Here is a 23,845-nt window from a genome sequence, read left to right as displayed (position 1 = left end):
ACGCTGCCTCACTCAAGGACCTGCTCGACCAGTTCATGCACTCTCGCCGGCTGGTGACCTGGCGGCAGGATCTCGAGACCAGTGAGGTCTGCTGGGAACTGCCACACTCACCACCGGGAGCAGGTCTGCGCGCTGAGCGCCGTCGAGCCAGAGGCGAACCCGTCGCCCTAGTCGACAGCTGGCCTCCACTTCTGAGCCGTTCTGCTTGCCACGTGCCATCCCCACACACACAGCAGCACAGCACTGACGCCGGCTCCGGCTGCCAGTGCGAAATACAGGCTGTCCGAAACCGGTTGGCGTCCCCCCACGGTGATCGGCGCAGTCAGCCATAGCGAGATCACGCTTCCCGCCACAGCGGCCAGCAGCGCAGGGAAGAGCAGGCTCCAGCCCAGCACGGAGCCGTAGACCCAGCTTCCTGCGGTCAATACCGTCAGCGGTGCGACCTCCCGGCCGAAGCGCAAGAATTCCGCCAGAACGCTAAAGCCTATGGCCAGGGTGGTCAGGCACGCGCCGAGGAGTCCGAGCAGCCGTACCCACGAAGCGGACGTGGTCAGGTCTGTGGCACCCAGGAGCCAGCCGTTCCCCAGCGGTTCAGCAGTGGCACGCATTCCCAGGTGGGTGCGAGCCGTCTCTCGGAGGTCGGGCAGGGAGAGGTTGCGTCCTGAGCGTGAGAGAGCGATCAGGGACAGCGACTCGTCGTTCTCCGCCTTCGCCCCGGCGACGCTTCCGGTCTCTGAGTGGACCTCGCCATCGGTTCCTCCCAGTGTCCAGCGAAGGAGCTCCGTGACCCGGGGATCACGGGGCTGGGGTTTTGCCCCGTCATGCTGCTTCCCGCAAGGCAAGTGGACCGTCTTGAGGCCGCCGCAGCTCCCTCTCAGGGTGACGGCGCCTGGGCCAGTCTCGCCTGGGGGCGCCTGGCGCACGAGGAGCAGGGCAATGTCCTTGGGTAGAGCGGTGGAGAACTCCCTTATCCGGGCCGGGTTTTCAGAGTATGGGGAGATGCTCAGCAGCGAGGTGCCAATCCGGTCCTGGGTCGTCATGGCATTCGCGGCATTTTCGCTCAGCAGGCCAGTCCAGAGCTGAGATTGGGCCACGAGACCGATCATGACGACCAGGGAGGCGACGAAGCGTGCGGTCACTCTGGTCTGGGCTGCCATCCTGCGTCCTGCGATCAGCATCCCTGGCCGTCCCAGCCGACTGCCCAGGCGGGCGATCCATCCGCCTGCCCACCCGGTCGCCGTAGCGATGACAGCAGGGAGGGTGATCAGGACACCCGCCACGCCCAGCGCGTACACCGGCAAGCGCAGGTCATCGCCGGCCAGCTCGGAGCCTCGTGCGGCGATGAGCATCGCAAATGGGAACAGCCAGGGCAGCCAGGCTCGTTGCCGCTGGAATCGTGGGGCTGGCCTGGTGGTCGCGTCCTGCTGCGGACGGCGTGGGTGAAGAAGGACGGATGCCGCCAGCACCAGGATGAATGCGCCAGTGTCTTACAGGGTGGTCGGCAGTGAGATCACCGGCTGGGAGATGGCCTGCGGGATGCAGGCGGGAGCGGTGCGGCCTGCCTGGGTGCAGGCCAGAGTGAGGAGGTGGAGGTAGCCGAGGGAGACCGGGCGTCCGGGGAGCTTGCCCGCTGCCTGTTCGAAGCGCTCGAGCGTGGCGGACTTGATGCCCAGGTGGCCAGCTGCGTCCTGGAGATCAAGTCCCGCGGCTTCACGGGCTTCCCTCAAGAGTTGGGCGTTGTCGTGCCAGACCTGCGGCGTCGTCTCGGTGGCATCCCGGGCGACGGACGCGCGGGCCGCGGCGAGGGCGGTGCGGATTCGGTCGCTGCGGGGTCCGAGCAGGAACCGCGCGAGGCGGGCGGCGTCGGCCGCATGGTCGACGCCCTCGCTCCAGGGCTGGGAGGCCTCCTCGTACACGCGGGCCCGGGCCGTGGCGCACTCCTCACGCTCGCCGGATTCGGCGCCGTAGGTGCGGTGGCGGTCGCTGGTGCAGGCCAGTGTGCTGTCCTTCGCCAGGTCCATGTCGCGGTCCTCGTCGTCGGCCTCGATACCGTCGATGACGTCCCGGACCTGCCGGCGTTCTCGTGAGGTCAGGACGCTCGCGAGTGCTTCCGCGGCGGCCTGGGCTTCGGGCCGGCCGGCGGGCTCGAAGCTGCCGCCCCAGGCGTGGGATGCGTCTTCTCCCCCGCCCTTTGGAAGGCCACGTCGATGGCTTCGAAGGTGTGCGGGCTCCAGGCGTGCATCATCAGGATGATCTCCTGCAAGGCACGCTGGGCGGCCGGCTCCATCTCCTCCGCAGTGCCGCTGCTGCGGCGGCGCCGCGTTCCGCTCATCCAGTCGGTGAAGGTCTCAGGCCGGCGGGAGTCGGGCGGTTGGGCGTCCGTAAACCAGCGTGCCGCCCTCACGACGCAGGCGTGCGCGTGCTGGATGGCGGCGTACCAGCCGAACAATGCCTCACGGTAGTCATTCACATGACGGTCCTCGGCAAAGGTGCCGGTCTCCGTGCGGCAGTGCTGCGGGCACTGCGCCGCGCTCACCCGGTAGAGAGCGGCACGGGTCTCGGGGAACGACAGCAAAGCGGCGTCCAAGTGCTCATATTTGGGGCCGCGGTTACGGCGCTTTTCGAGCCCCTGGTCGAGGAAGACCTGGAAGCGGGGTTCCTCACGCCAATTGGCTGCGGCGCTGCGGACACGGAAATCGCTCTGCCACGCTCCGGTCGCGATGACCTCCCGCAGCGCCGAAGCCACATCCCGCCGCAGTGCCGCACCCCATGTGATCAGGACCGGCAGGCGCTGGGGATCACTCCCCAGCGCGGACATCACCAGATCGACGTCGTCATGACGATGAAGATGACGCTGGAACACGAACTCCCCCTTGAATGCAGCAGTCCCCAACTGCCGCCGCACCGTGGTGTGGAGGCAGTCCTCCATCTTGCACGAGGGGTACGACAACGCACCGGTGGATGGGGGCACCGGAGCTTCACGTGGGACCGTGGACGCTAAAATCACGGCCTCGTCGGCTGGACACGGGATGGGGCATCTACGGTTCGAAACTCCTCGACGCGCAATGGGATGCGAAACGCACGGATGAGGTACGGCGGCTGCTTCGGGTTGCGATCACACACGCTCGCCACACCGTCGTCTTCGTCCGCCCGGGCGATGCTCTCCCCCTCGCCCCGCCGCCCCCGGCCACGGACTGAACGGTCAAGCGGCCTCGCATCCAGTGGTGCCGCTGTCCCGTAGGCCACAGCGGCTCGCATGCCGTGCCCGGCTCGGTATGCCGGTCCGACAGCCGGCCGTCCCTGTCCTGCACCACAACCAACCTCCACCCAACATCAAATGAGCACTCAATGAGTGCTAACCTCAATGGAGATTGCCTGCCGGACACGCGAAGGGGCGAGCATGGCCGAGGAATCGGCGAACAACGCGGTGAAGCGGCGCCGTGCCGAGCTGAACCTCACACAGCAGGAGACGGCTCGACGCGCTGACGTATCTCTGGCGACCTGGCGGCGCTTCGAGAACAGCGCAGACAGTGCCAGCGCACTGGACGGGTTCCGGGCGGACAACCTGCAAGGATTCGCCCGGGCACTGAAGCTCAGCGTCACAGCGCTGAGGCAACTGACTGATGCCGAGGCCGCTCCGGGGGCCGAAGAGCGCGTCGAGATCGACCAGTCGGTCACCGATGTCGTGCAGTTGTTCAACAGGTCTTTCACGGGTGAGCCGCTCACCCCGGCAGACGCCATGGCCCTGGCCAACACCGTCGACTTCTCCGATTTCGCCCCCACCCGGGACGGCAAGCTGCACCTGGACACCTCGTTCAACTACGAGTTCGCCGCCTACCTGAAAGGCGAGGCGACGATCCGGGACGTCGGCCTGCTGCGCGACCTGCCTGAACTGGCTCTCATCCAGGTCAACAACCACTGGCTGGTGCGCATGGGTGAGCGCATCATGCGGATCGGCAGCGAACTGGGACAAGGGCGTGTCCCGCGTCCTCAGTACCTGGCCGACGAGTACGCCCTGTGGATCGTCATCCAGAACACCGATCCGCCTCAGATCGGCGACGTCCTCGACATGTTCCCCGGACTCCGGAACGCAGATGACGTGTTCGGCTACGACCCCGATGCCGATGAACCCGACGACGAACGCTCGATCCGCGAGGACTGGATGAACCGCATGGTGGGCGGCCTCCTCCCGCCGGACGAAAGTCACGGCCACCGGCGGTATGACCTGACCCTCATGGAGGCGTACGGACAAGGCGTCTACGACCCCGGCGACCCCCGTCACCCTCTTCGCTGGTTCGACCGGGACGACCTGCGTGAACGGTGCACATCGGAGCTGGCCTTCGTCAGACTGGCGAAAGAGGAACAGGAGGCCCGGACCGCCGAAGCGTTCAACCGCATGTCGGAACTGCTGCGTCCGGGAAGAGCCGACGACTCCCACTGACCACAGTGGTTCATCCAGGCCGCGACGGGCGGGGGCATCACGGACGGCGGCGCCCACTGCGTGGGCATAACCGCTGTTTCCCGCCTGGGCCTAGGGTGTCGGGCGCGGTGATCGCAGGATCGGGTTCCAGGCGAACCAGTCCAGGGTTCCGGCGCCCAGTTCCCACGGGGACTCCAGCAGCAGGTTCCGGGTTGCCTCAAGGTCCGCGGTGACGGGAGCAGGAGCGGGACCGATGTGGGTCATCAAGTCGCCCCGCGCGTGCCAGAACTCCTCGTCCCCGCCGCGCAGTCGGTGTATCGCCGCGTCCACGCAGGCCGACCATTTCGGCATACCGTAGTGATCGTCGTGGGTCCCGATCCGGGGAGCGCCGGCGAAGACGAGGAAGTCGTCCGGCGGCAGGATCTTCTCGAAGTGCCTGAACATGTCGATGCGCTGTTTCACCTGCTTCTTGATCTCCCCGAGGAATCCCCAGCCGAAGTCCGTCAGGGTCCCCTCGCATCCCGGCCAGATCATGTCCCGGTCCAGGACCAGGTCCTCCAGCTCGTAGAGACGGAACTGGTCGTCGGAGCCCAGGACGTCGAAGGCCTGCCGGGTGAGCCAGGTGTTGCGGGCGAACATCGTCCCGTCGCGCAACGCCTTGCGACGGCTTGTCGGCCGGGAAGCGTGCGCGTCCTCGATCGGACCGTTGCGCCACACGGACAGGACGAGCCCGTGGGCCGCCGCCCACCGCAGTCCGTCCTGCGTCGTGAAGACGCCCATCTCCTCAAGACGCTGCCGTGCCCAGTCCAGCGCATCCTGAATATCCTCGTCCACCGCTCCACTCTCCCCCATGACTCGCCAACTCCTCCTCTTCTTCCCGGTGTTCGTGTCATCCGTGCCACGGCGCTCCCGGAAGACGCGACCGTACGCGGGCCCCGCCGCCAAACCTCGGTGCCGTCATCTGCCGTAGCCGTGGGGTCCGGCAGGCCCGCCCTCAGGCGGACGGGGGACGTTGGAAGGCCGTGCCGAGCGCGCGCAGTTCAGCGCGCCGGGCCTGCATGAGTTCCTCCGGCCGACGCAGGGCGGTGTCCAGAAGCCACACCCCGCGGCGGAACGGCTGGAAGCCGATGCTCTCCCACAGTGCGGCGATCTTCTTCTTCGCCTGGAGCCGGTAGGCCTCGGTGACCTGCTCACGGCCTTCGGGGTACTCCCCCATGGCGGGAAATACCGCCACCGCGCAACAGCCCCCGGACAGGCGGCGGACCGCCTCGCCGGCGAGGGCCGGACCCAGTCCGAAACCTCTCCATTCCTTGTCGAGGCTGACGCGGTCGAGGATCAGCAGATCACCGACGGGCTGGGTGACAGCTTTCTCGAATGCGGCGCTGTAGCCGGTGCGTTGGGAACGGCCAAGGACCGCGGAGACAATGACCTCAAGATCGCCGGACTCTGCGTCCGCCACCTCCCACCGGTTGTCGCCGGTGTAGTCACGCAGCCGCCACAGGATGAGGTGCCCGATCTTGGTGCCTGCGGCCGGGGCGCGGCCGCCCCCGTCCTCTCCTTCGTCTTCCCACTCCTCGTCACCCGTACTGGCTGGGGGATGTTTTGCTGATCAGCTTCTCTTGGAGGCTCTGCCGCCAGTCGTCACCGGTCGCGGGGAGGGCTGGTATGGCGCTGACGTTATCGACCAGCAGGTCATGACGTGCCGCCACGTGGACGAGCAGGGGCCGGATGGCGGCGAGGACCTCCTTGGTGAAGCGGGCAACGAGGTAGAGCGGAACGATAAGTGCGACGTCTTCGCCTTCCTCGGACAGGCCGCTGGGGACATGCTCGATGTCTTCCACGTCCGCCAGCAAGGCGGCAGCCTGGCTGTTTCCGTCCTCGTACAGCAGGAACGCTGTCTGAGCCAGGACGCGATGCAAGATGGCCGTCAGGGTCTCGTCCGGCTCCGGTGACATGTCGGCGGCCGGAACGGCACCGGGCGCATGCACCTATGTGGGACCCTCAGAGCTGGGGAGGTCAGGGGGAGACGGGGTCCTGCCTTGCACCAGCAGCTCTACCGCGGGCGGAGGATTGGGAAACTCTGCGAGTACCTCCTCGAGCACGCTGCGACAATCCGAGTTGATCAAGGTGTCGTATGCGCCCGGGCTGAACATGTTGAGCGTCAGCGTGGTGCCGTCGTAGAAGAGCACGCTCGCGTTCTGGCTCAGGAGGATCCAAGCGAACCGCATCCGCTCTTTGACGGCTTGCAGAAGCTGCGGCCACAGCTCCTGTGTGTCTGCCGTCCCGTCCGTCATGGCACCCTCCCCGTGTGCTGCCCCCACCAGCAGCGTAGGAAGAGACACCGGCCGTCAGAGGCGGATCGCTGCTGCCGTTACCCGTATGCATGAACTCCGTCCCCACAGAAGGGACTTGGACTGGCCGATCCAGAACTCGCCGCATCCGCACGGCCTCGACCGGATGGCCCGTCTGACCAACTCGTCCACCCCCGGTTAGAGATGCGGCAGCTCGCGCTGTACGGAGCGGCCGTCGCTCAATCGGTGTGCCGTTCTGGAGAATCCTGCGCCCGACCGGGGGCTCCGCGAGAGGATGCACTGGGTCGGTGGGCAGTACGCAGTGGGTCACCGAAGGCGCATGGTTCCCGGACCGGCCGAACCCCAGCATGTCTGTGGGGGTTGGATGGCGGTGGACGCTGCGGGAGTGGGATGAGCGGGGGGACATGGCGACGTGGTTCGAACGTATGGCAGCGATTCCTGGTGTGCGGTTCACCGGAAGCCCTGGTGTCGTCCGCGAAGCGCTCGCAGAGGCCCGCGTCCGTCCGAAGGTGTCGTACGGCTCGCTGACGTGGCCGTCTGCTGAGGGCCGCACGTCGGCAACGCCGGCCAGCCGGCATGTGCCGGTGGAGGCGAGCGGAACGGACCTGGTCACCCGGGTCTGGGAGGCGCTGGAGCTTCCCGGTGGGGCGATGGACTACCACTTCGTCCTCCAAGGCGCGGTGGACCGCTTGTGGAGCGGCAGACGCTCCTACCCTGACGGGCTTGAGCTGCTTGAGGTGTTCGCGCTGCTGGACTTGGAGTTGATGGAGGCTGCCCCGCAGGCCGTCTCCTTTGACACCGGTTCCGTCCCGACCTCGTTCGTTCACGTGACGTCCGCTCCCCGGCTGGTGATGCTGCTGGAACGCGAAGGCGCCTTCACCAACGCCCTCGAAGTGGCGCGACGGCTGGCCCGTTTCGAGCAGGGTGAGGATGCGGTGGACCGTCTCTCGGAGAAGATCGGCGCACTGGCGGCCGAGACGACGGCTGGCGGGGCGGCATGAGTGCCGGGCTGGAGCTGCTGATCCCCTCGGCGTCCTACCTGGAAGAGGCCTTCCTGCGCTGGGTGCTCACTCCAGCCGCGCAGCGGGGCATCGTGGCGCATGTGCACAGTCAGCATCCGGTGACGGTCAACGAGCGCACCTACCGGCTGGACTATCTGATCGCTGGCGAGTCGCTGCAGCTGGCCGTGGAGTTGGACGGGTTCGCCTTCCACAGTGACCGGGCCGCCTTCACCTACGACCGGTTGCGGCAGAACGACCTGGCGGCCACAGGGCTGACGGTGCTGCGGTTTTCCTACGATGCGGTGCGCCTGGACACCGCCCGCTGCGTCGCGCAGTTGCAGGCGATGCTGCGCCAGGATGCCGTGCTCTCGCCACTGGTCATCGCCGCGCCGCGCGTCGAGGTCCCGGAGATGGTGGGCGATCCCCTGCGGGCGGCCGATCCGCCTCGGGGTACCCGGTCATCTGCAGCTGAGGCCTACTTCGCCGGTGTGCGCGCTCAGGTGACCCGAGAGCCGTTGCGTACCTGCCAGGACGAGGCCCTGGCCGCGCTGGCCAACTACTACGCTTCCGGCGGTCGGCATGCGGCCACAGTGATGGCGGTCGGGGCCGGAAAGACCGCGCTGGGGGTGGCGGCCGCGTTGTCCTTCACCAGGCGGCGAGCGCTGGTGGTGACGCCGGGCTCGGTCATCCGCGGCACCTTCGCCAAGGCACTCGACCCCGGTGTGCCGGGCAATGTCCTGTACGGGCTGGCGGGCGGGCCCCTGCTGCCGGGTGCCCAGCCGCCGGCCACACTGGTGCTGGACGCGGAGGACGGGCAGGTCAGCCAGGTGAGTCGGCAGCGGTTGCTGGCTGCGGACGTGCTGGTCACCAACTTCCACGCGCTGGGTACTGGCGACAAGGGCGGGGACCTGCTGGCCAAGCTGGAGCCGGGCGATGTCGACTTCATCGTGGTCGACGAGGCTCATATAGCGGCCAGCGCTTCCTACCAGCGGCTGTTCGCCCACTTCCGGGATGCGCGCACGCTGTTGATGTCGGCGTGCTTCCAGCGTCTGGACGGCAAGCCGATCGACGCCGATGTCGTCTACCGCTACCGGCTGGTGGATTCCATCGCGGACGGCTCGGCGAAGAACCTGCGCGTGCACCGGTTCGCCCCGGACGCGGCGACGACGGTGTACGAGGCGGTGTGGCCCGACGGGCGACGCGAGCAGATCACCGGCCGCGATGCGTTGTTGGCCGCGTTGGGCGACGAGCGGAGGATGGCCCGCATCACCGCGCAGTCCGATGCCTCGATCCGGCAGGTGATGAACGTGACGCGGGCCTGTCTGGATGCGCAGGCCAAACTGCTGGCCCCGGTCAAACCCCGGGCGCTGTTTGCGGCGATGGGTGAGGCCCACGCTCAGCAGATCGCCCGGATCGCCGAAGAGCACGGCATTCCCTGCGCCACGCTGCACCACAGCATGTCGCCGTCGTCGATCAAAGCCACCCGGCGGCGCTTCGAGTCGGACGCGGGTGATCTGCAGGGCATCGCGCAACTGCGGATGCTTGGCCAGGGCTACGACTTCCCGCCCATCACCGTCGTCGTACCGGTGCGTCCCTATGGCAGTTTCGGCGAGTTCTACCAATTCATCGGACGTGGCGTGCGGGTGCTGCGCCAGCCGGGCCTGGCAGCCGATCAGCAGTATCTGGATGTGGTCTGCCATGCCGAACTCGGCCTCGAGGAGCATCTGGAGGCCATGTGCGCGGACAACGACATGGATCCCGCGCTGCTGCTCGGCGTTCCCTTGATCGACACCTCCACGCTGGAGGCAGACTTCGCCGGCGGTCACAACCTCGGGGAAGGGGACTCTGACAGTGCGCTCCCGGGCGGAGTCGACGCGTTCGTGCTGTACGAGCAGGGGCGTGTTGAGCAGCGGGTCGTGCATGACCTGGACCGGGTGGAGGCCCGGCGGGCGGAGCGGGAAATGCAGCTGATGGCCCAGCGCTACGCCGTCTACGCGCAAAACACCGCGACTCCGATGCCGTTTGAGAAGTTCGTCGACTACATCCGGAGGCTGACCGGTGGCCAGTGACCAGCCGCGCTGGTGGCAACCCGTTATCGATGCGTCCCCCGAAGACGCGCTTGCCCTCGAGGCAGCTGCCGGCCAGCAGCAAAGGTTCGTCCAGCTCGACACGCTCGCCACCCGGTTGCTGACTGCAGCGCTCCACGGCCAGCCCACGGTCTCGGTGGTCCGCAGCACCGGGCCGCAGGCCGCGGACAACGTCGAGGTGCTGGGGCTCAACTCCCAGGAAAAGGCGTGGTGTGCTGAAACGTTCGGGGTGCCGGAGCAGCAACGGCGCGGTGCCTGGTACCTGCCGCAGAAGCTGGCGCTGAAAGCCGGGGCGGTGAACCTGCCCCAGCTGGTGCGCGAACGCCCAGCCCATGCCCTGACGCTGGCCGCGGACGACTCGGCCGGCGTGAGCCTGGTGGACGGCGCAGCCGACGCGGTGCTGCTGTGGGCAGTGCTGGTCCCGTCGTTCGAGACACTGATCGAACCGATCCGGGTTCGGGCAGCGGGGCCTGGGAAAACGACCGACGACCAGCGGCAACTGTGGTCCGGCATCGAGGAACGCTACCGGCTGCTGGGCATCGCCGGCGATGTTCTGGATGCCTTCCGCTTCGGCGGCGGATGGCACCGGCTGGACCGGCACGGCCAGCAGCACGCCCGCCTGCGCCTCCTGGACGCTTTGGCGGCCGTTGATCCGCTGCAACTCGTCACCCGCCATCGCATCCTGCAGCTGCAGGCGCTGATGGCCGGATTCGCCAAGAAATCCAAGACCGGCACCGCCCTCGCGCGCCGGGTTGTGACGCGCGCACTGCAGCCGGTTGTCTCCGGCTACTTCGCCGGCGACTGGCTGGCCACGCTGGACTACCTGCAGGCGCCGCCGCACCCGGACGAGGAGGTCATCACCGCGCTGCCCGAACCGCGCCTGTATGTGGGAATGTCCGCCCAGGCGGCCGACATGGCAGCCGAGGCAGGCATCCCAGAGGACGAGATCCACGCGATGCTCGCGGCCTTCCTCGGCGGCCCGACCTCCCTCTCCCCCGTCGAAGAACACGTGGCGGCCCTGCGCGAGTGGTGGACGGCCTTCGACCAGGCACACGCCGTCCAAAGACCCGGCATGCGGCCGCTGTGGGGGCTCGTCGACGACAACATCATGGCCTTTTCCTGGCAGGACGAACACGGATTCACCCAGCAGCTGTACCGGCAGGTGCTGCCCGCTTCCGTCAACGAGCAGGTGGACCGGCTGTGGCAGTCGGTGACGCTGCAACGTCACGCCAAGAGCCTCGTCAGCAACCCCCGCCCCCACCAGCTGATGGCCGAAGCCCTCGGCCCCGCCCTGGAGTTCTGGCACGGCGTCGCGCTCACCGCCTGGTTTGTATGCGAAGGCCCCTACTCCCGCGCTCCCCTGTCCGGTGTGGCCGCCTACTACCGCCGCACCCTCACCGCGCTGACTGCCGCCGGCTGCCCGGTCCCCCCGGACTTGTTCGAGGAACTGCGCATCGCTGAGCAGCACCTGGGCCCCGAAGAGATGATCATCAAGGAGCGCACAGAGCTCCCGGCGGACACCGCCATCGGCGCCTTCACCATGACGTCGACCATCAGCGGCGGCAGCCGCCGCGAAGGCTTCGAACGGGCCCGCGACATCATCACCCGCCATCGTCGTGCCTGGACCGAGCAGTACCTCGACACCTACCTGCAGCAGCGCTGGCGCACCGCCTTGGAAGGCGTCGCCCAGGCGCACCACCGGTTCGTGGCCGCGAAGGGCCGTCCGCCCACCCTGATCCAGTTCGCCCAGTTCGCCACCGCCGCAGCCAACCAGTGGACCGGCGGCGACCTCGGCGCTCTCTACACCGCGATCGGGGAACCCGCACCCGCCCAGCAACTGCACCCGGCCCGTCTGCTGCCGGGTGACGGCTATGACGTCGCCCAGCGCGTCTACACCGCGCTCGGCGGCACCACGGTCGACAACGACCTGCGCATGAACCAGCCCGAAGAAGCCCGACGGCAGTGGCAACTCAGCCGCCTAGCCGTCGAAAGCCTGCGATACCTGCAGCTCCACGAAGCGCTCGGACAGCCCCCAACGGGCAAACAGTTCGGCTCTTCACGCCTGGCCTGGCCATGGCCCGGAGAGGAAACTGAGGGCTGGCCGCTTTTCCAGCACGCCCTCGCCGCTCTGACCAACACCAGCCCGCCCGCAAGTGAACCTGCCGCAGGGACGGCCGAGGCCGCCCCAAGCCTGCTGGACAACACCAAGCACGTGCTGGCCAAGGGAGCCAACGCCCCTCTGCGAACCGAATCGGTAGCGGTGCGCCTCATCACTACCGGCGTGCCCGTCGATGTCTCTGCCGTACTCCTCACCAGCCACGGCAAAGTACGCAGCGACCACGACCTGGTCTTCTACAACCACCCGCACCACGACGGAGTCCGCACCAGCGGCGACACGGTCACCGCAGATCTGCCGCACGTACCCGATGACGTCCACACCGTGGCCGTCATGACCAGCATCGACCTCGAAGCCCAACCCACCGCTTCCTTCGACCAGAACACCACGTGGCACGTCGAGGTCACCCAACCCGCTGGCGGCGGAATCGTCTTCACGCCTGCCCCGTTCGTCTCGGGCGAGACCGTCACCATCGCTATGGAGATCTACCGGCATGGTTCGGGCTGGAAAGTACGTGCTGTCGGCCAGGGCTACGACACCGGGCTTGCTGGCCTGGCCGCGGACTACGGCATCAACGTCGAACCCTGACGGCAATGTCAGTGCCTGTCGCTAGGGTCGATTCTGTGATCAGTGGCCAAGAGCCAAACCCGCCGGCCGGCAAGGAGGCATAGCGGAAGGCAGTCCGTCGCTCGTCCCCTGCACGCGGGTGCGATCGTGACCGAAAGCCACATCATGCGTCGGGTACTACGGGAACTGCTGTGATCGCAGGAACCGTCCTTCATCCCGTGCCCACTGGTTGCCGGGGTTCGGGAGCTGCAAGAGGTGGCGCACGGTAAGAGAGGGATGGACATGTCGCGTGGGCGCAGAGTCACGGTGACGGTTGCCGCTGTGGCCGTTATCGCCTCAACTCCCGCTTTCTGGCTGCTCGATGGGCCGAATGCCGGGCAGATGGTAGGGGCTTCGGTGCAGGGCGCGACAGGGGTGTACGCCTTGTTGTGGGCCTGGATCCAGCCAACCGCACGGGCACGGGACACCGTCACACGGACGGGGCGGGCTGAAGCGTACCGCGGAGGAGAGGCCCACACCGGCATTCGCCGTCGTCATGGAGGCAGCGGAGAGGGGAGTGTGGAGCAGAGCGGGGATGCGAGCGCCCGCGGGCAGGGTAGCAGGGCCGGCACCGGCATCGACTACACCGGCTAAGGCTGCCATGGCGGCGGGGTGGATGGTGAGAGGGCCGATGAAACGGTTCCGGGTGAGGCGCCCGACCCGTGGCCAGGACGGCACCGAGCAAACGGCGCCGCCCGTCAGCGTCAGCGAGAGCGGTGATGCCGTCGCCACGAATAGCGGCGATGCGCTGAGCGGCTACCGCGGCCCGGGCCCCCAGGCGGATGGCCGGGCCGTGCGGGTGGAACGGTCAGGCGATGCGATCGCCGCGGCCGCCCATGCGATGGCCATCAGCGGCAATGTAAGCCAAGTGCTGGTCTCTGCTCCCCCGCCGCGCCAGCCGTTACATTGGCCCGTCCGGTTGGGCTCGGTACCGGTGCTTGCGTCTGCATTCCAGGACCGGTCTGCGGTGCGCGATCGGATCGATCAGGCCAGGGCAGGCCATACCACGGTGGTGCTGGCCCAGGTCCTGTCCGGCGGCGGGGGCGTGGGCGTGGGCAAGACCCAACTCGCTGCCGCCTATGCCCACCAGGCTCTGGAGGACGGCATCGACCTGGTGGTGTGGGTCGACGCCAGTGACATCGAGCAGGTCATCGCACGGTACGCGCATGCCGCACACGTCGTGGAAGCGGCGGCGGAACACCTTCTGGGCAAGAGTGCTGAGTCCGACGCCGGACTGTTCCTTCAGTGGCTGGCGACCACCCGACGCCCGTGGCTGCTCATCCTTGACGACCTCACCGATCCAGAGGCCATGCAGAAGTGGTGGCCGCCGTCCTCCGCTTTCGGTTGCGGCCGCATCGTAGCGACGACCCGCCGCCACGACGCGGTGCTGTCCGGCGGCGGCCGAGCCGTGGTGGACATCGACACCTACAGCACGGAAGAGGCCGAGGCCTATCTGCACGAGCGGCTCGACTCGGCGCATGCCGCCCATCTAATGGACTCTCAGGCCGGTGAACTGGCCGCAGCACTGGGCTACCTGCCGCTGGCTCTGTCGCACGCGACCGCCTACATGGTCAACGAAGACATCCCTTGTACGGAGTATCTGCACCGCTTCAACGGCAGCACAGCACGCCTGGACGACCTGCTGCCACGCACGGCAGACACCGAGGGCTACGGGCGGCAGGTCGCCGCGGCTCTCCTGCTCTCATTGGATGTCGCGCAAGCGAGCGAGCCCGTCGGCCTGGCTGTTCCGGTCATACGTCTGGCCGCCGTTCTGGACCCGGCCGGACACCCCCATTCCCTGTGGGCCAGCGACGCCGTCACCCACTACCTCGACACCCAACGCACCGCACCTCCCAACGGAGTTACCGCCGCCGTTGATCCCGACCAGGTGCGGGCAGCCCTGCGACTTCTGCACCGCTACGGCCTGCTCTCCGATCACGCTCAGGCTGGTTCCCGCGCGGTGCGGCTGCACGCCCTGACCGCACGAGCCGTACGCGAGTACACTCCCGACGCCACGGTGCAGGCGGTGGTGAAAACCGCCGTCGACTCGTTGAGGGAACTGTGCGACGAGGTCCCGTGGTTCGACCGTGAGACGACAGCCGTGCTGCGCACCAACATCGACAGCGTCGATGCATGCGCCGGGGACCTGCTGTGGAATGTCAAAGGCCATTACCTCCTGCGCTGGACTTTGCGCAGTCTGATCAGTGTCGGCCTTGCCACTGCAGTTCCCTACGGGCAGCGGCTGATCGGCATCAGCGAGCAACTGTTGGGCCGCGCTCACCCCATGACCCTCGTCGCTCGACGCGATCTCGCATGGGCCTGCCTCCTCGCGCGCCGTCACAAGGATGCCTTCACGCTCCTGCAGGAGGACTTTCCCCACCAGGACGAGCGTCTGGCCCGTGAACGACAGGAGCCCTCTACGGCTGCCCGTGGGCGCGTCCATGCCCTTGCACTGCTGGAGGACACCGTTGCTGTTCGCGCACGACTGTTGGGTCCTGGAGACCGCGCGACCCTGGAATGCCAAGTCAAACTCGCCGTCCTGTACTGGTCCCGGGGCGACAGGTCGGCGGCCACTGCCCTGCTGAAGCGATCCCTCACCGGCTGCCGGACAACGTTCGGCGCCGACCATCCGTACACCGTCTCGGTCGACAACCGGCTGTCCCACTGGCAAGAGCAGCACAAGAGGCGCTGGTGGAGTTGCACACGCAGCCAGTCCAAGCCGACGTAGCCAGCCGAACGATCGGGGCAACTCCCGCGCGATGGGTGCGGCTTCCCGCCTCCTCACAGCCCTTCGGCCACGGTCGTCCACAGTCCTCCGCCCCGGCGTTCAGGTGGAGGCGCCAGAATCCCAGGCACCGGCGAACAGATGCACGTTCCGTCAGACACACAGCTCATCAGGCAACAGCCAAAAAACAAGATCAATCTCATACGCAGGCAGGGACACGAGCCTACGGAACAGCAGACGATCGTCTTGGGCATCGACGGCGACCTGCGCCACGAAAGAGCGATCGATCCGCAGCTCGCTCATCGGCAACCGTCGTAGATGCGCCATGGGATGCCTGACCAGCACAAACCTAGCCGCCCAGGCCACGCAGCCGTAAAGAAATCCTGAGCCGATCACCATGTTCCGAAACGATCACTAACCACCCGGTGCAACGATGCCAGCGAGGGCACCTCGCCCCCGGCCTCCATCAGATGCCGGTGCAGCGCCGACATGTTCCCTCTCGCCTGCGCCAGCACCTCCCACGCATGGTCGGACAATTCCAGCCGGGCCCGCTGCCTCGGCTCTACGCGGCCCTCCGTCCGCGCCACATCCAGCCAGCACCACACCGAGCGCACATTCACCCCGCCGACCTGGGCGCCCGCACGCAGATGTGCCGTCGTCCACGCCCCGGCCATATCGAGCTCCAACAGCCGCGCAACCAGCGCCGGCCTGGACACCCTCACCCCCGCCGTCACCCCACCCCACCCCACACCACACCCTTCCACCCGCGCAAAACCGACACCGGTCACCGTGCCCCCACGCAGCCACCGAAGAATCAGAAGCACCGTTCCCAAGACAGTGGAACGGAGCGGGGTGTACCGGCCCACGACAGCCACGCCCGCCCCATATACCGCCCCGCGTCAGTGACTACGCCCTACCTCAACACCCGACCAGCGAAACAGCCCCGACCTGACCTGCCGTCACTGACACCCACCCACCGACACCAAACCGGCGCATCGCACCGTGTTGATCACCGAGACGCGTTCGATCCCGGGTCCATCCCCGCAGGCGCGGGGAGCAGGTCGTGGATTCACTGCTGTTCCTCTACCTGACGGGGCCATCCCCGCGCGTGCAGGAAGCAGAGCGGACGTCAGCCGCGCTCCGCGAGTGTCGGTGTGAGGACTACAGGACATCCTTGACGGTTTGTCGTCAGGAGATTCTTGACGCGCTCTCTGGGTTGCCAGGGCGGTGACTCCACGCTTGCGCGTTGCGGACCTCGGCCGCGGCGGCGTACGCGCTCCGGGCCTGGCCTCGCCTATTCGGACCGTGGAACGGGCCGCCGCGAGGGGCGCCGCTCAAAGTCGCGCCATCCCCGCAGACTCCAGAGCCTTGCGGGCGGCGCGGTAGCCCGCGATCTTAAACGCTAGTTCGTGGGAGCCGAACGTGTCGGCGCGGGCGCACTGCAGCACCACCCGAGCGGCGGTCACAATGCCGTGCTCGGGCAAGCTCAACTGTTCCTCGATCCCCGCGGCAGTCGCCGCGAAGAAGCGTGGCAGATCCTCGGCAGGCTCGTACTCCACCGTTAGCTCCCGGGCCACCTCGAAGACGAAGCCCTCCGCTGCAGGCTCGAAATCCACCGCTACCTCTGCAAAATGCGGCGCGCAGTTCTGCCTTCGATGCAGCACGTACACGCCACGGATCGGATACGGCGGAAACAGAGGCCTCGCTGACGTCATGCCGGAACGCTACCCCTGCCCGGCTACCCCGCCTCCGCCGTCGAACTTGGTGACGACCAGCCTGCCTATGTGGCAACTATCGTGCTCCGGTTCAGGCGGGTCGCGGGTCGCCGGCTCTTCGTGGCCGTGGAGACGATTGTGCCCTGGTCTGACTTCACAGAGTATGAATCAGACCAGGGCGGTTCTCCTGGGAGGCGAGGAAGCGGGCCCGCGGGCGCTGCGGCCTGGACTAGGAGGATTCGGAGCAAACTCCACCAAGTTGAGTATCTGACCTTGCCGCCTCGACTTGGCTGAGGCGCCGCACGCCGATGTTGCCTACAGCCCTGTCCTCATGGCTATCCGCTCGGTGTACGGGATTGCCTCATCCTGGGGCACGTCGTCAACGGGAAGGATTCAGCCCGGTGGCCCGAAGGTTGCACGTACGACGGCCGTGAACCGACGGGATACCCCAGTGACACGACGGCGGTCATGTAGACGCTGATCTCCTCAGCCAGCCCCCGGGCCGCCGCCGCGCGGCTCGTCTCCCCGGGGTCGGTCGGCGCCTTGGTGCTGTCCGAGTTCCGCACACGGCTGGTCGAGCACGGGATGGAAGAGAAGGTGCTCGACCTGCTTCCACGACCTGCTTCCACGACCTGCCGAGCCGCTGTGAGGCAACTGCGCTGCTCGACGCCCTGATGGGCGGCGGCATCGGCTGACAGTCAGGCGCGCCCGAGCTGCGTGCCTGCGTGGTGACGACTTGAACACGATCCTGGCCATGGTCCGTTTCTAGCTGGCGCCGACAAGTGACCTTCTGCCCGGATCCGATCGACCGGATCTTGTGTGCGTCGAACGGGTCGCGGACTCGGCATATTCCTGGCTACGCTTCCGACGGGACTGACAACCAGTGCCACTCGCCCATCACCAACAAGGAGACACATGGTCGAAGTTCGGGTCGAGACCGTGGCTCTGGACGCAATGGGCACCCGTCAGATCTCAAGTCGCACACGGTCCAGTTCTTCCCTTGGAGATCGTGCCGCCGAGCTGGAGGAAGCCATCGTCCAGGCCTCGGTCATCGCCCAGCAGTCCCTCTCCCAGGTACCTCGCCGGGACGGCTGGCAGGTATCGAGCATGGACGTCACCTTTGGGCTCACCTTGGCGGCCGAGGCAGGAGTCATCCTGTCCAAGGCGTCAGCCGAGGCGTCGTTCGAGGTCACTCTCACCGTGGAGCGGGCCCCGGAGACACCGTGACCAGCGCAAGCTACTGGGTCGAGCTCTTCCAGTCTGAACAGCGCCTCGGAGGTGGCTTCCTGCTGACGCGCCGATATGTGGTGACCGCACTGCATTGTTTGCGGGGCCTCACATCGCTGGACGAGCACGTGGACATCGTCCTGGCGGACGGCAGCCGACTTGCCGGCCAGGTATGCCGCCGCGAAAAAGACGCCGACTTGGCCCTGATCATGATCTCCACCACGTACGACGTGCTGCTGCCGATACCCCAGGCCGGCGTCGCTCACGGCGGGGACAACTGGCACAGCCCGTACCGTCCCGCAGCGTCCGAAGTGCATCTCAGGGGGCAGGTGGACAGTGGTATGGCGGACTACCTCTGCGAGGGGGGTGCAGTCATCCAGGCGCTGCAACTGACAGCGCACCAACTCCTGGGCGACTACTCGGGCTACTCCGGCGGGCCGGTGGTCAAGGGCGTTCCGGAGGAGCACGAACCCGTGATCGTGGGCATCCTTCTGGAGCAGGCCCCGGACCGGGCCACCGACGATCGCTCTGCCAACGTCCTCTTCGCCGCCACCATCGGGGAGGCCATGCGCCGCTTCGATCAGTTCGATGTGGGGCATCTGATGGACGTACTCCACCCTGCGACCTCGGTGTCCCAACAGGCCACGAACAGTACAAAGTTGACCGTGGACTCAGCCGCCGCAGCGGCGGAGTCGTGGTTCGATCTCGTCGACGAGTGGGCGAAGCGCCGGGTTCTCGATCCGTCCCAGGTTGCCGAACTCAAGTTCATGGCCGCGAAAGCAGTCATGGAACGTCAACTGCGTGGTGACGAGGCGTGACTGATCTTTGGCAGCAAGCGATGGCCAGCGCCGAACGCGCCCTCCGTGGGGACGTCGCCGCCCGCCTGAGTGCGTCACAGGCCGCAGTGGCACTGCGCGGAGACCCGGATCCGCTCCGGCGGCCACGTCTCGGCAGGGATCTCGCCTACGTGACATCGCTACTCGAAGCCCTCCATCTGGGCGCGGAATCGCGCGCTCTCCTGGAGAACGTGGTCTCACGTCTCCACTGGGACCCGAAATCCCTCTCACTGCCGGGCGACGCCAGGAACGAGTTGGCAGTCATCCTGGCGGACCGCGGCTTTGTCACTGCCGCAGTCACCGTCTTGTCGCCGGCCATCGCCTTAGGGGAAGAGGACGACGAGGGCGGGGCCGCCACCCGGAACCTGGCGAACCTGGCTGCGATCAAGCTCCGACTGGGCGATCTCCCCGGAGCCACAAGCGCGGCTGAACAGGTCCTGGGCCGCAGTACCCGTGACGACTCCCTACAAGAGCAACTGGAGATCCAGCTGCTGGCGAAGTCGGTGCTGGCGGAGACCGCCCGCCAACAGGGACACCACGCCGAAGCGGACGAAGTGGTGCACGACGTCGCTCGTACGGCCCGGCAGCTGGTACGGCATCTCGGCAGCGACCATCCGCAGTCACTCTCGGCGCTGATCACCCTGGCCCGGGCCGAGTTCAGGTCAGCGATGGCAGCAGCCGACCGCGAACGATGGGAGCGGGCGGCCGACGTACTCGCCGTCGCCGCGCAGAAGGCGTCCGCGATGCTCGGGCCACGCCATCCGCTGTCCCTCTCCGCCCTGGAGAGCCTCGCGGCCACGGAGTTCGAGGCCGCGCAGGCCCTGGGCGACGAGCGGCGCCTTGAAGGCGCTCGGGCCATGCTTGTCGCCGCGGCACAACGCTCCGAAGGCGAACATCGAGTGGCTGCGGCGCGGACGCGTTCGTCGCACACGCCACCCCCTTCAGTCCGAGCCGAAACAGCTGCGGGGCCGGCCATTCAGCCGATCCCGACAGTGCCGGTGGCTCGGGCACCTCAACCAACTGCGTCGCAGCAACGGACGGCAGAAGAAACCGCGTCCCTTCGCTTCAGCGTGCTCGGGCCGGTGCGCGCCTGGCGCGGCGCGGAGCCCCTGCCCACCGGTACGCCACAGCAACGCGCCGTGCTGGCCGCACTGCTGTTCCGCGAGGGCCGTACGGCCACAGCGAGCGAGCTGATCGACGATCTGTGGGGTGACGAGCCGCCGTCCCAAGCCCTGGCGGCCATACGCACGTACGCGTCCCGGCTGCGCAAAACCCTGTCCGCCGAGGCACTGGTCAGTGAGTCGGGCGGCTACGCAATCCGGATCTCGGGAGGGCGCGACTCCCTGGACTTGGCGCTGGCCCAGGAATTGGCGATGGACGCGGAGGGGGCGAAGGAAGCCGGGGACCTGGTTCACGCGCATGCTCTGCTCAACAAAGCACTGAGCCTCTGGGACGGGGAGGTCCTGGCGAACGTTCCGGGACCGTACGCGCAAAGGCAGCGAAAGCGGCTGAACGAATGGCACCTGCAGCTCCTCGAATCCCGCCTGGACATCGACCTGGAACAGGGCCGCCACGGGGAGGCAGTGTCGGAGCTGACGGCGCTCACGGCAGCCCACCCCCTGCGGGAACGCCTCCGCGAACTGCTCATGCTCGCCCTGTACCGCAGCGGACGCCAGGCCGAGGCGCTCGCCGTGTACGCGGACACGCGTCGCCTGCTGGCCGACGAGCTGGGCCTCGATCCGCGCCCGGGCCTGCGAGAACTCCAGCAGCGCATCCTTCAGGCGGACCCGGCGCTGGCTGAACCCTCGGCGCCGGTGGTGGAGCCGACGGCCGCGCACATGCGCCCGACCCAACTTCCGGCCACGGTCACTGACTTCACGGGTCGGGCACCCTTCATCGCCGAACTATGCGAGGTCCTGTCCTCCGCTGCCGAGGGGCGGGTGATGGCGGTGTCGGCGCTGGCCGGGATCGGGGGCGTGGGGAAGACGACGCTGGCGGTCGAGGTTGCGCATCAGGTGCGAGGGGGGTTCCCGGACGGGCAGTTGTACGTGGACCTGCAAGGTGCCGGGGCGCGGGCTGCAGAGCCGGAGGCGGTGCTGGGCTCGTTCTTGAGGGCACTCGGAATCGCAGATTCCGCCATCCCGGACTCCCTGGAGGAGCGAGCAGCGCTGTACCGTGTCGTGCTGAACGGCCGCCGGGTGCTAGTGCTGCTGGACAACGCGCAGGACGCCGCGCAGGTACGGCCGCTGCTGCCGGGCACAGCCGGGTGCGCCGGTCTGGTGACGTCGCGGGTACGGATGGTGGACCTGGCGGCGGTGCATCTGGTCGACCTGGACGTGATGTCGCCCGACGAGGCCCTCCAACTGTTCACGAAGATCGTAGGCAAGGAGCGGGTGGCCTCGGAGAGGGAGTCCGCGCTGGACGTGGTGGCGGCGTGCGGTTTCCTGCCGCTGGCGATCAGAATTGCCGCGTCGAGGCTGGCGGCACGTCGTACGTGGACGGTCTCGGTCCTGGCGGCGAAGCTCGCGGACGAGCGCCGTCGTCTGGACGAACTCCAGGCCGGGGACCTTGCCGTGAAGGCCACCTTCGAGCTGGGCTACGGACGGTTGGACCCGGCGCAGGCGCGGGCGTTCCGGCTGCTGGGCCTGGCCGACGGCCCGGACATCTCCCTGGCCGCCGCCGCGGCCGTACTGGACCTGCCGACTGACGACACCGAGGACCTGCTGGAGGTACTGGTCGATACGTCCCTGCTGGAATCGGCGGCGCCTGGCCGCTACCGATTCCACGACCTCGTACGCCTCTACGCGCGCGCCTGCGCCGCACGGGACGAACAGTCGCCAGGCGGGCGGGAGGCAGCGATGTCCCGGCTGCTCGACTTCTACTTGGCCACGGCGGCCGGGGTCTACGCGATCGAGCGGCCCGGGGATCGGCTGGTGGACGATCTGGAGGCGACGGGCTACGCGGGGCTACGGTTCGCTGAGGGGACCACAGCCCTGGACTGGCTGTACTCGGAGGCGGCGCCGCTGCTGGTCTGCGTACGGCAGGCTGCGGGGACGGGCCGACTGCGGCGGGCGGTGGATCTGCTGTGGGCAGCCAAGGACCTCACCGAGTCGGGGGCCAACTCCCACCAGTATGAGACGACGGCCAGGGCCATGTGCGACGCCACCCGGGCCGCCGGAGACATCCGCGCGGAGGGCAGAGCTCGTACGATCCTCACCGACGTCCTCCTGGATTCCGGCCATATCCAGCAGGCGGAGGAGCAGTCGCAGCTCGCCATGGAACTTGCGGGCTCCGCGCAGGATGCCACCGCTATCAGCTGGGTGGCCAACATTCGGGGCCTCATCTGCCTGCACCAGGGCCGGTACACGGAGGGCAAGACCTTCTTCGACCAGGCCATCGAGGGGTTCCATAGGCTCGGCAACCTGCCCTTCGAAGCGACCAGCCTGTGCAACCTCTCACAGGCCCACCTGGCCATGGGCAACATCGCCAAGGCCGTCGAGATCGCACAGCGCGGCCTCGCGGCACATGCCGAATTCGGTCGGACGGTGCGCGTTGCCAATGCCCATTACGCCGTGGGTATCGCTTTGAACAGGGCCGACCGTCACACCGAGGCTCTTGGCCAGTTCGCCGAAGCCCGTTACATCTTCAGTGACCACCGGCAACGGCTCTGGGAGGGAGCGACGCATTTCCGCATCGCCGAGGTCCACCTGGCCGCGCGGCGCGCCGCCCAGGCAGCCCAGCACGCCGAGCAGGCCCTCGCCCTGGGATGCATCGGGGGCGACCGGATGCGGGGGCATGTCCTGACGCTCCTGGGGCGGGCCCTGTCCGAGCTGGGGCAGGATGACCGGGCCAGGGCCTGCTGGCATGAGGCTCTCAGTATCTATGAGCAAACAGGAAGCACGGAAGCAGCCGAACTACGCGCCCTCATCGAATCGAGACAGAGCGCCTGACCGACCCCGCTGTTTCTGGCAAGACAACCAACCATTACCCGCTCGCACTCCAGTTGGCAGGAGCCCGTCGCTGCGCGGCACCCGATTCGCCTCGCGGCGGCGCCCCTTCTTCCGAGGGCGCGGCATCACCGGCTCCAGGTACCGGGGAGCCGGCGGGGCGCTGCGGGTAGCGGGGGCCGGGACGCTGCGGGCGGGGCCGGCCAGTCCGACGGCGCGGTCGGGGAATGAGCACGGGCTGTTCCTCCAGCGGGTCGGTGGCAGGGATGGCGGCGCCCCACCGGCGAACGGCTGTCCGGTGGGGCGCGTGGTGCTGTGCGGTGACGGTCGCTACTCGGTCCGCCCCTTCAGAGTCCCCAGCGGCCGCCCCATCTGCTCCCCCGCCTCCGTCTTGTCCCAGAACAAACCCGGGTTGTTCCCGATCTATGCGCCCCCGCCTGCAACGATCGCATCTGGCTGGGACGGACAACGAAACCATGGACGAGCGTGAGTCTCCAGCACACCAGCCGACCTCAGGAGACTCGCATGCGCCTGCCCAACTCGCCGCGGCAAGCCCGCACTTCATGGCCCTATGCCGTCGCCGCTGCCATCACGCTGGCCCTGCAGAAGGGATGGGACGCCAGGGAGGTCATCGCCCTCACCACTTGCCTCCTCGTCCTCATCGCCCTGACCACCTCGACCGGCAGCAATCAGTAAGCCCGCCTGCCTGTGATCCGGCCCGCTGGGCGCGCGGCCCTTCGACGGCCCGGACCGTCTTCGCGTCTAGAAGCTGGATCCGTATCGGAGCGTGGCTTGCCAGCCACACGCCCCGCACGTTGCGGCTCTTGATCCCCTTGCAGAGACGACAGAGGCC

General features: G+C 67.7%; 19 protein-coding genes. 9 read left to right on the top strand and 10 right to left on the bottom strand.

Features of this window, described 5'->3' with window-relative positions; genetic code table 11:
• Positions 1-167: 167 nt before the first annotated feature.
• The 3 genes from ACFQ7F_RS35720 to ACFQ7F_RS35710 all read right to left on the bottom strand — a co-directional run bounded on the left by ACFQ7F_RS35720 (position 168) and on the right by ACFQ7F_RS35710 (position 2,929).
• Positions 168-1,349, bottom strand: a complete 1,182-nt coding sequence (locus ACFQ7F_RS35720; RefSeq protein ID WP_383280056.1) for a hypothetical protein — start codon at positions 1,347-1,349, stop codon at positions 168-170.
• A gap of 138 nt (positions 1,350-1,487) precedes the next feature.
• Positions 1,488-2,021 (bottom strand): helix-turn-helix domain-containing protein, encoded by a 534-nt coding sequence (locus ACFQ7F_RS35715; RefSeq protein WP_383280053.1) that lies wholly within the window; start codon positions 2,019-2,021, stop codon positions 1,488-1,490.
• A gap of 68 nt (positions 2,022-2,089) precedes the next feature.
• Positions 2,090-2,929 (bottom strand): hypothetical protein, encoded by an 840-nt coding sequence (locus ACFQ7F_RS35710; RefSeq protein WP_383280051.1) that lies wholly within the window; start codon positions 2,927-2,929, stop codon positions 2,090-2,092.
• A gap of 471 nt (positions 2,930-3,400) precedes the next feature.
• Here ACFQ7F_RS35710 and ACFQ7F_RS35705 point away from each other — a divergent pair, with 471 nt between their 5' ends.
• Positions 3,401-4,441 carry a helix-turn-helix domain-containing protein gene (locus ACFQ7F_RS35705; RefSeq protein WP_383280048.1) on the top strand — a complete coding sequence of 347 codons (1,041 nt, stop codon included), beginning with the start codon at positions 3,401-3,403 and terminating at the stop codon, positions 4,439-4,441.
• Positions 4,442-4,531: 90 nt separating this feature from the next.
• Here ACFQ7F_RS35705 and ACFQ7F_RS35700 read toward each other — a convergent pair whose 3' ends face one another.
• The 4 genes from ACFQ7F_RS35700 to ACFQ7F_RS35685 form a co-directional block, all read right to left on the bottom strand.
• Complete coding sequence (locus ACFQ7F_RS35700; RefSeq protein ID WP_383280046.1) at positions 4,532-5,272, bottom strand: hypothetical protein; 741 nt, start codon at positions 5,270-5,272, stop codon at positions 4,532-4,534.
• Positions 5,273-5,414: 142 nt separating this feature from the next.
• Entirely contained in the window at positions 5,415-5,879 is a 465-nt protein-coding gene (locus tag ACFQ7F_RS35695) for a hypothetical protein (protein WP_383280043.1), read from the bottom strand.
• Positions 5,880-5,997: 118 nt separating this feature from the next.
• Positions 5,998-6,408 carry a hypothetical protein gene (locus tag ACFQ7F_RS35690; RefSeq protein WP_383280040.1) on the bottom strand — a complete coding sequence of 137 codons (411 nt, stop codon included), beginning with the start codon at positions 6,406-6,408 and terminating at the stop codon, positions 5,998-6,000.
• Complete coding sequence (locus ACFQ7F_RS35685; RefSeq protein WP_383280037.1) at positions 6,409-6,714, bottom strand: hypothetical protein; 306 nt, start codon at positions 6,712-6,714, stop codon at positions 6,409-6,411. It lies immediately after the preceding gene.
• A gap of 443 nt (positions 6,715-7,157) precedes the next feature.
• Between ACFQ7F_RS35685 and ACFQ7F_RS35680 the strand changes: the two genes are divergently transcribed.
• The 4 genes from ACFQ7F_RS35680 to ACFQ7F_RS35665 all read left to right on the top strand — a co-directional run bounded on the left by ACFQ7F_RS35680 (position 7,158) and on the right by ACFQ7F_RS35665 (position 15,270).
• A complete protein-coding gene (locus tag ACFQ7F_RS35680) occupies positions 7,158-7,733 on the top strand; it encodes a hypothetical protein (RefSeq protein WP_383280034.1) in 576 nt (191 codons plus the stop codon).
• Entirely contained in the window at positions 7,730-9,802 is a 2,073-nt protein-coding gene (locus ACFQ7F_RS35675) for a DEAD/DEAH box helicase family protein (protein ID WP_383280031.1), read from the top strand. The genes ACFQ7F_RS35680 and ACFQ7F_RS35675 overlap by 4 nt, the downstream gene beginning before the upstream one ends.
• On the top strand, positions 9,792-12,524 hold the full coding sequence (locus ACFQ7F_RS35670) for a TerD family protein (RefSeq protein ID WP_383280028.1): 2,733 nt from the start codon (positions 9,792-9,794) through the stop codon (positions 12,522-12,524). Before ACFQ7F_RS35675 ends, ACFQ7F_RS35670 begins: the two co-directional genes overlap by 11 nt.
• A 649-nt stretch (positions 12,525-13,173) precedes the next feature.
• Positions 13,174-15,270, top strand: coding sequence for a tetratricopeptide repeat protein (locus ACFQ7F_RS35665; protein ID WP_383280025.1), 2,097 nt, complete (start codon positions 13,174-13,176; stop codon positions 15,268-15,270).
• A 150-nt stretch (positions 15,271-15,420) separates the two neighbouring features.
• Here ACFQ7F_RS35665 and ACFQ7F_RS35660 read toward each other — a convergent pair whose 3' ends face one another.
• The 3 genes from ACFQ7F_RS35660 to ACFQ7F_RS35650 all read right to left on the bottom strand — a co-directional run bounded on the left by ACFQ7F_RS35660 (position 15,421) and on the right by ACFQ7F_RS35650 (position 16,982).
• A complete protein-coding gene (locus ACFQ7F_RS35660) occupies positions 15,421-15,666 on the bottom strand; it encodes a hypothetical protein (protein ID WP_383280062.1) in 246 nt (81 codons plus the stop codon).
• Positions 15,660-15,983, bottom strand: coding sequence for a hypothetical protein (locus ACFQ7F_RS35655; protein ID WP_383280022.1), 324 nt, complete (start codon positions 15,981-15,983; stop codon positions 15,660-15,662). Before ACFQ7F_RS35655 ends, ACFQ7F_RS35660 begins: the two co-directional genes overlap by 7 nt.
• Positions 15,984-16,601: 618 nt before the next feature.
• Positions 16,602-16,982: a hypothetical protein gene (locus ACFQ7F_RS35650; protein WP_383280019.1), complete on the bottom strand. Its 381-nt coding sequence runs from the start codon at positions 16,980-16,982 to the stop codon at positions 16,602-16,604.
• A 915-nt stretch (positions 16,983-17,897) separates the two neighbouring features.
• On the opposite strand from ACFQ7F_RS35650, the gene ACFQ7F_RS35645 reads away from it, so the two are divergent.
• The 4 genes from ACFQ7F_RS35645 (at position 17,898) to ACFQ7F_RS35630 (ending at position 23,688) form a co-directional block, all read left to right on the top strand.
• The gene (locus ACFQ7F_RS35645; protein ID WP_383280016.1) at positions 17,898-18,209 is read left to right on the top strand and encodes a CU044_2847 family protein; all 312 of its coding nucleotides are present in this window, start codon (positions 17,898-17,900) and stop codon (positions 18,207-18,209) included.
• On the top strand, positions 18,206-19,027 hold the full coding sequence (locus tag ACFQ7F_RS35640) for a trypsin-like peptidase domain-containing protein (protein ID WP_383280014.1): 822 nt from the start codon (positions 18,206-18,208) through the stop codon (positions 19,025-19,027). The genes ACFQ7F_RS35645 and ACFQ7F_RS35640 overlap by 4 nt, the downstream gene beginning before the upstream one ends.
• Before the next feature lie 1,100 nt (positions 19,028-20,127).
• Entirely contained in the window at positions 20,128-22,995 is a 2,868-nt protein-coding gene (locus ACFQ7F_RS35635) for a BTAD domain-containing putative transcriptional regulator (RefSeq protein ID WP_383280059.1), read from the top strand.
• A gap of 522 nt (positions 22,996-23,517) precedes the next feature.
• Positions 23,518-23,688 carry a hypothetical protein gene (locus tag ACFQ7F_RS35630; protein ID WP_383280011.1) on the top strand — a complete coding sequence of 57 codons (171 nt, stop codon included), beginning with the start codon at positions 23,518-23,520 and terminating at the stop codon, positions 23,686-23,688.
• Positions 23,689-23,845 lie beyond the last annotated feature (157 nt).

The sequence above is a fragment of the Streptomyces sp. NPDC056486 genome (assembly GCF_042795295.1).
Lineage (GTDB): Bacteria > Actinomycetota > Actinomycetes > Streptomycetales > Streptomycetaceae > Streptomyces.
Note: the sequence above shows the minus strand (reverse complement) of the source record. Positions and strands in the feature narration are given on the sequence as shown.

What these genes read in the sequence shown, in the direction of transcription:
- ACFQ7F_RS35720 (WP_383280056.1), bottom strand. Translation starts at nt 1,349, where the DNA reads ATGCTCATCGCCGCACGAGGCTCCGAGCTGGCCGGCGATGACCTGCGC.
- ACFQ7F_RS35715 (WP_383280053.1), bottom strand. Translation starts at nt 2,021, where the DNA reads ATGGACCTGGCGAAGGACAGCACACTGGCCTGCACCAGCGACCGCCAC.
- ACFQ7F_RS35710 (WP_383280051.1), bottom strand. Translation starts at nt 2,929, where the DNA reads ATGGAGGACTGCCTCCACACCACGGTGCGGCGGCAGTTGGGGACTGCT.
- ACFQ7F_RS35705 (WP_383280048.1), top strand. Translation starts at nt 3,401, where the DNA reads ATGGCCGAGGAATCGGCGAACAACGCGGTGAAGCGGCGCCGTGCCGAG.
- ACFQ7F_RS35700 (WP_383280046.1), bottom strand. Translation starts at nt 5,272, where the DNA reads ATGGGGGAGAGTGGAGCGGTGGACGAGGATATTCAGGATGCGCTGGAC.
- ACFQ7F_RS35685 (WP_383280037.1), bottom strand. Translation starts at nt 6,714, where the DNA reads ATGACGGACGGGACGGCAGACACACAGGAGCTGTGGCCGCAGCTTCTG.
- ACFQ7F_RS35680 (WP_383280034.1), top strand. Translation starts at nt 7,158, where the DNA reads ATGGCAGCGATTCCTGGTGTGCGGTTCACCGGAAGCCCTGGTGTCGTC.
- ACFQ7F_RS35675 (WP_383280031.1), top strand. Translation starts at nt 7,730, where the DNA reads ATGAGTGCCGGGCTGGAGCTGCTGATCCCCTCGGCGTCCTACCTGGAA.
- ACFQ7F_RS35665 (WP_383280025.1), top strand. Translation starts at nt 13,174, where the DNA reads ATGAAACGGTTCCGGGTGAGGCGCCCGACCCGTGGCCAGGACGGCACC.
- ACFQ7F_RS35660 (WP_383280062.1), bottom strand. Translation starts at nt 15,666, where the DNA reads ATGGTGATCGGCTCAGGATTTCTTTACGGCTGCGTGGCCTGGGCGGCT.
- ACFQ7F_RS35650 (WP_383280019.1), bottom strand. Translation starts at nt 16,982, where the DNA reads ATGACGTCAGCGAGGCCTCTGTTTCCGCCGTATCCGATCCGTGGCGTG.
- ACFQ7F_RS35645 (WP_383280016.1), top strand. Translation starts at nt 17,898, where the DNA reads ATGGTCGAAGTTCGGGTCGAGACCGTGGCTCTGGACGCAATGGGCACC.
- ACFQ7F_RS35630 (WP_383280011.1), top strand. Translation starts at nt 23,518, where the DNA reads ATGCGCCTGCCCAACTCGCCGCGGCAAGCCCGCACTTCATGGCCCTAT.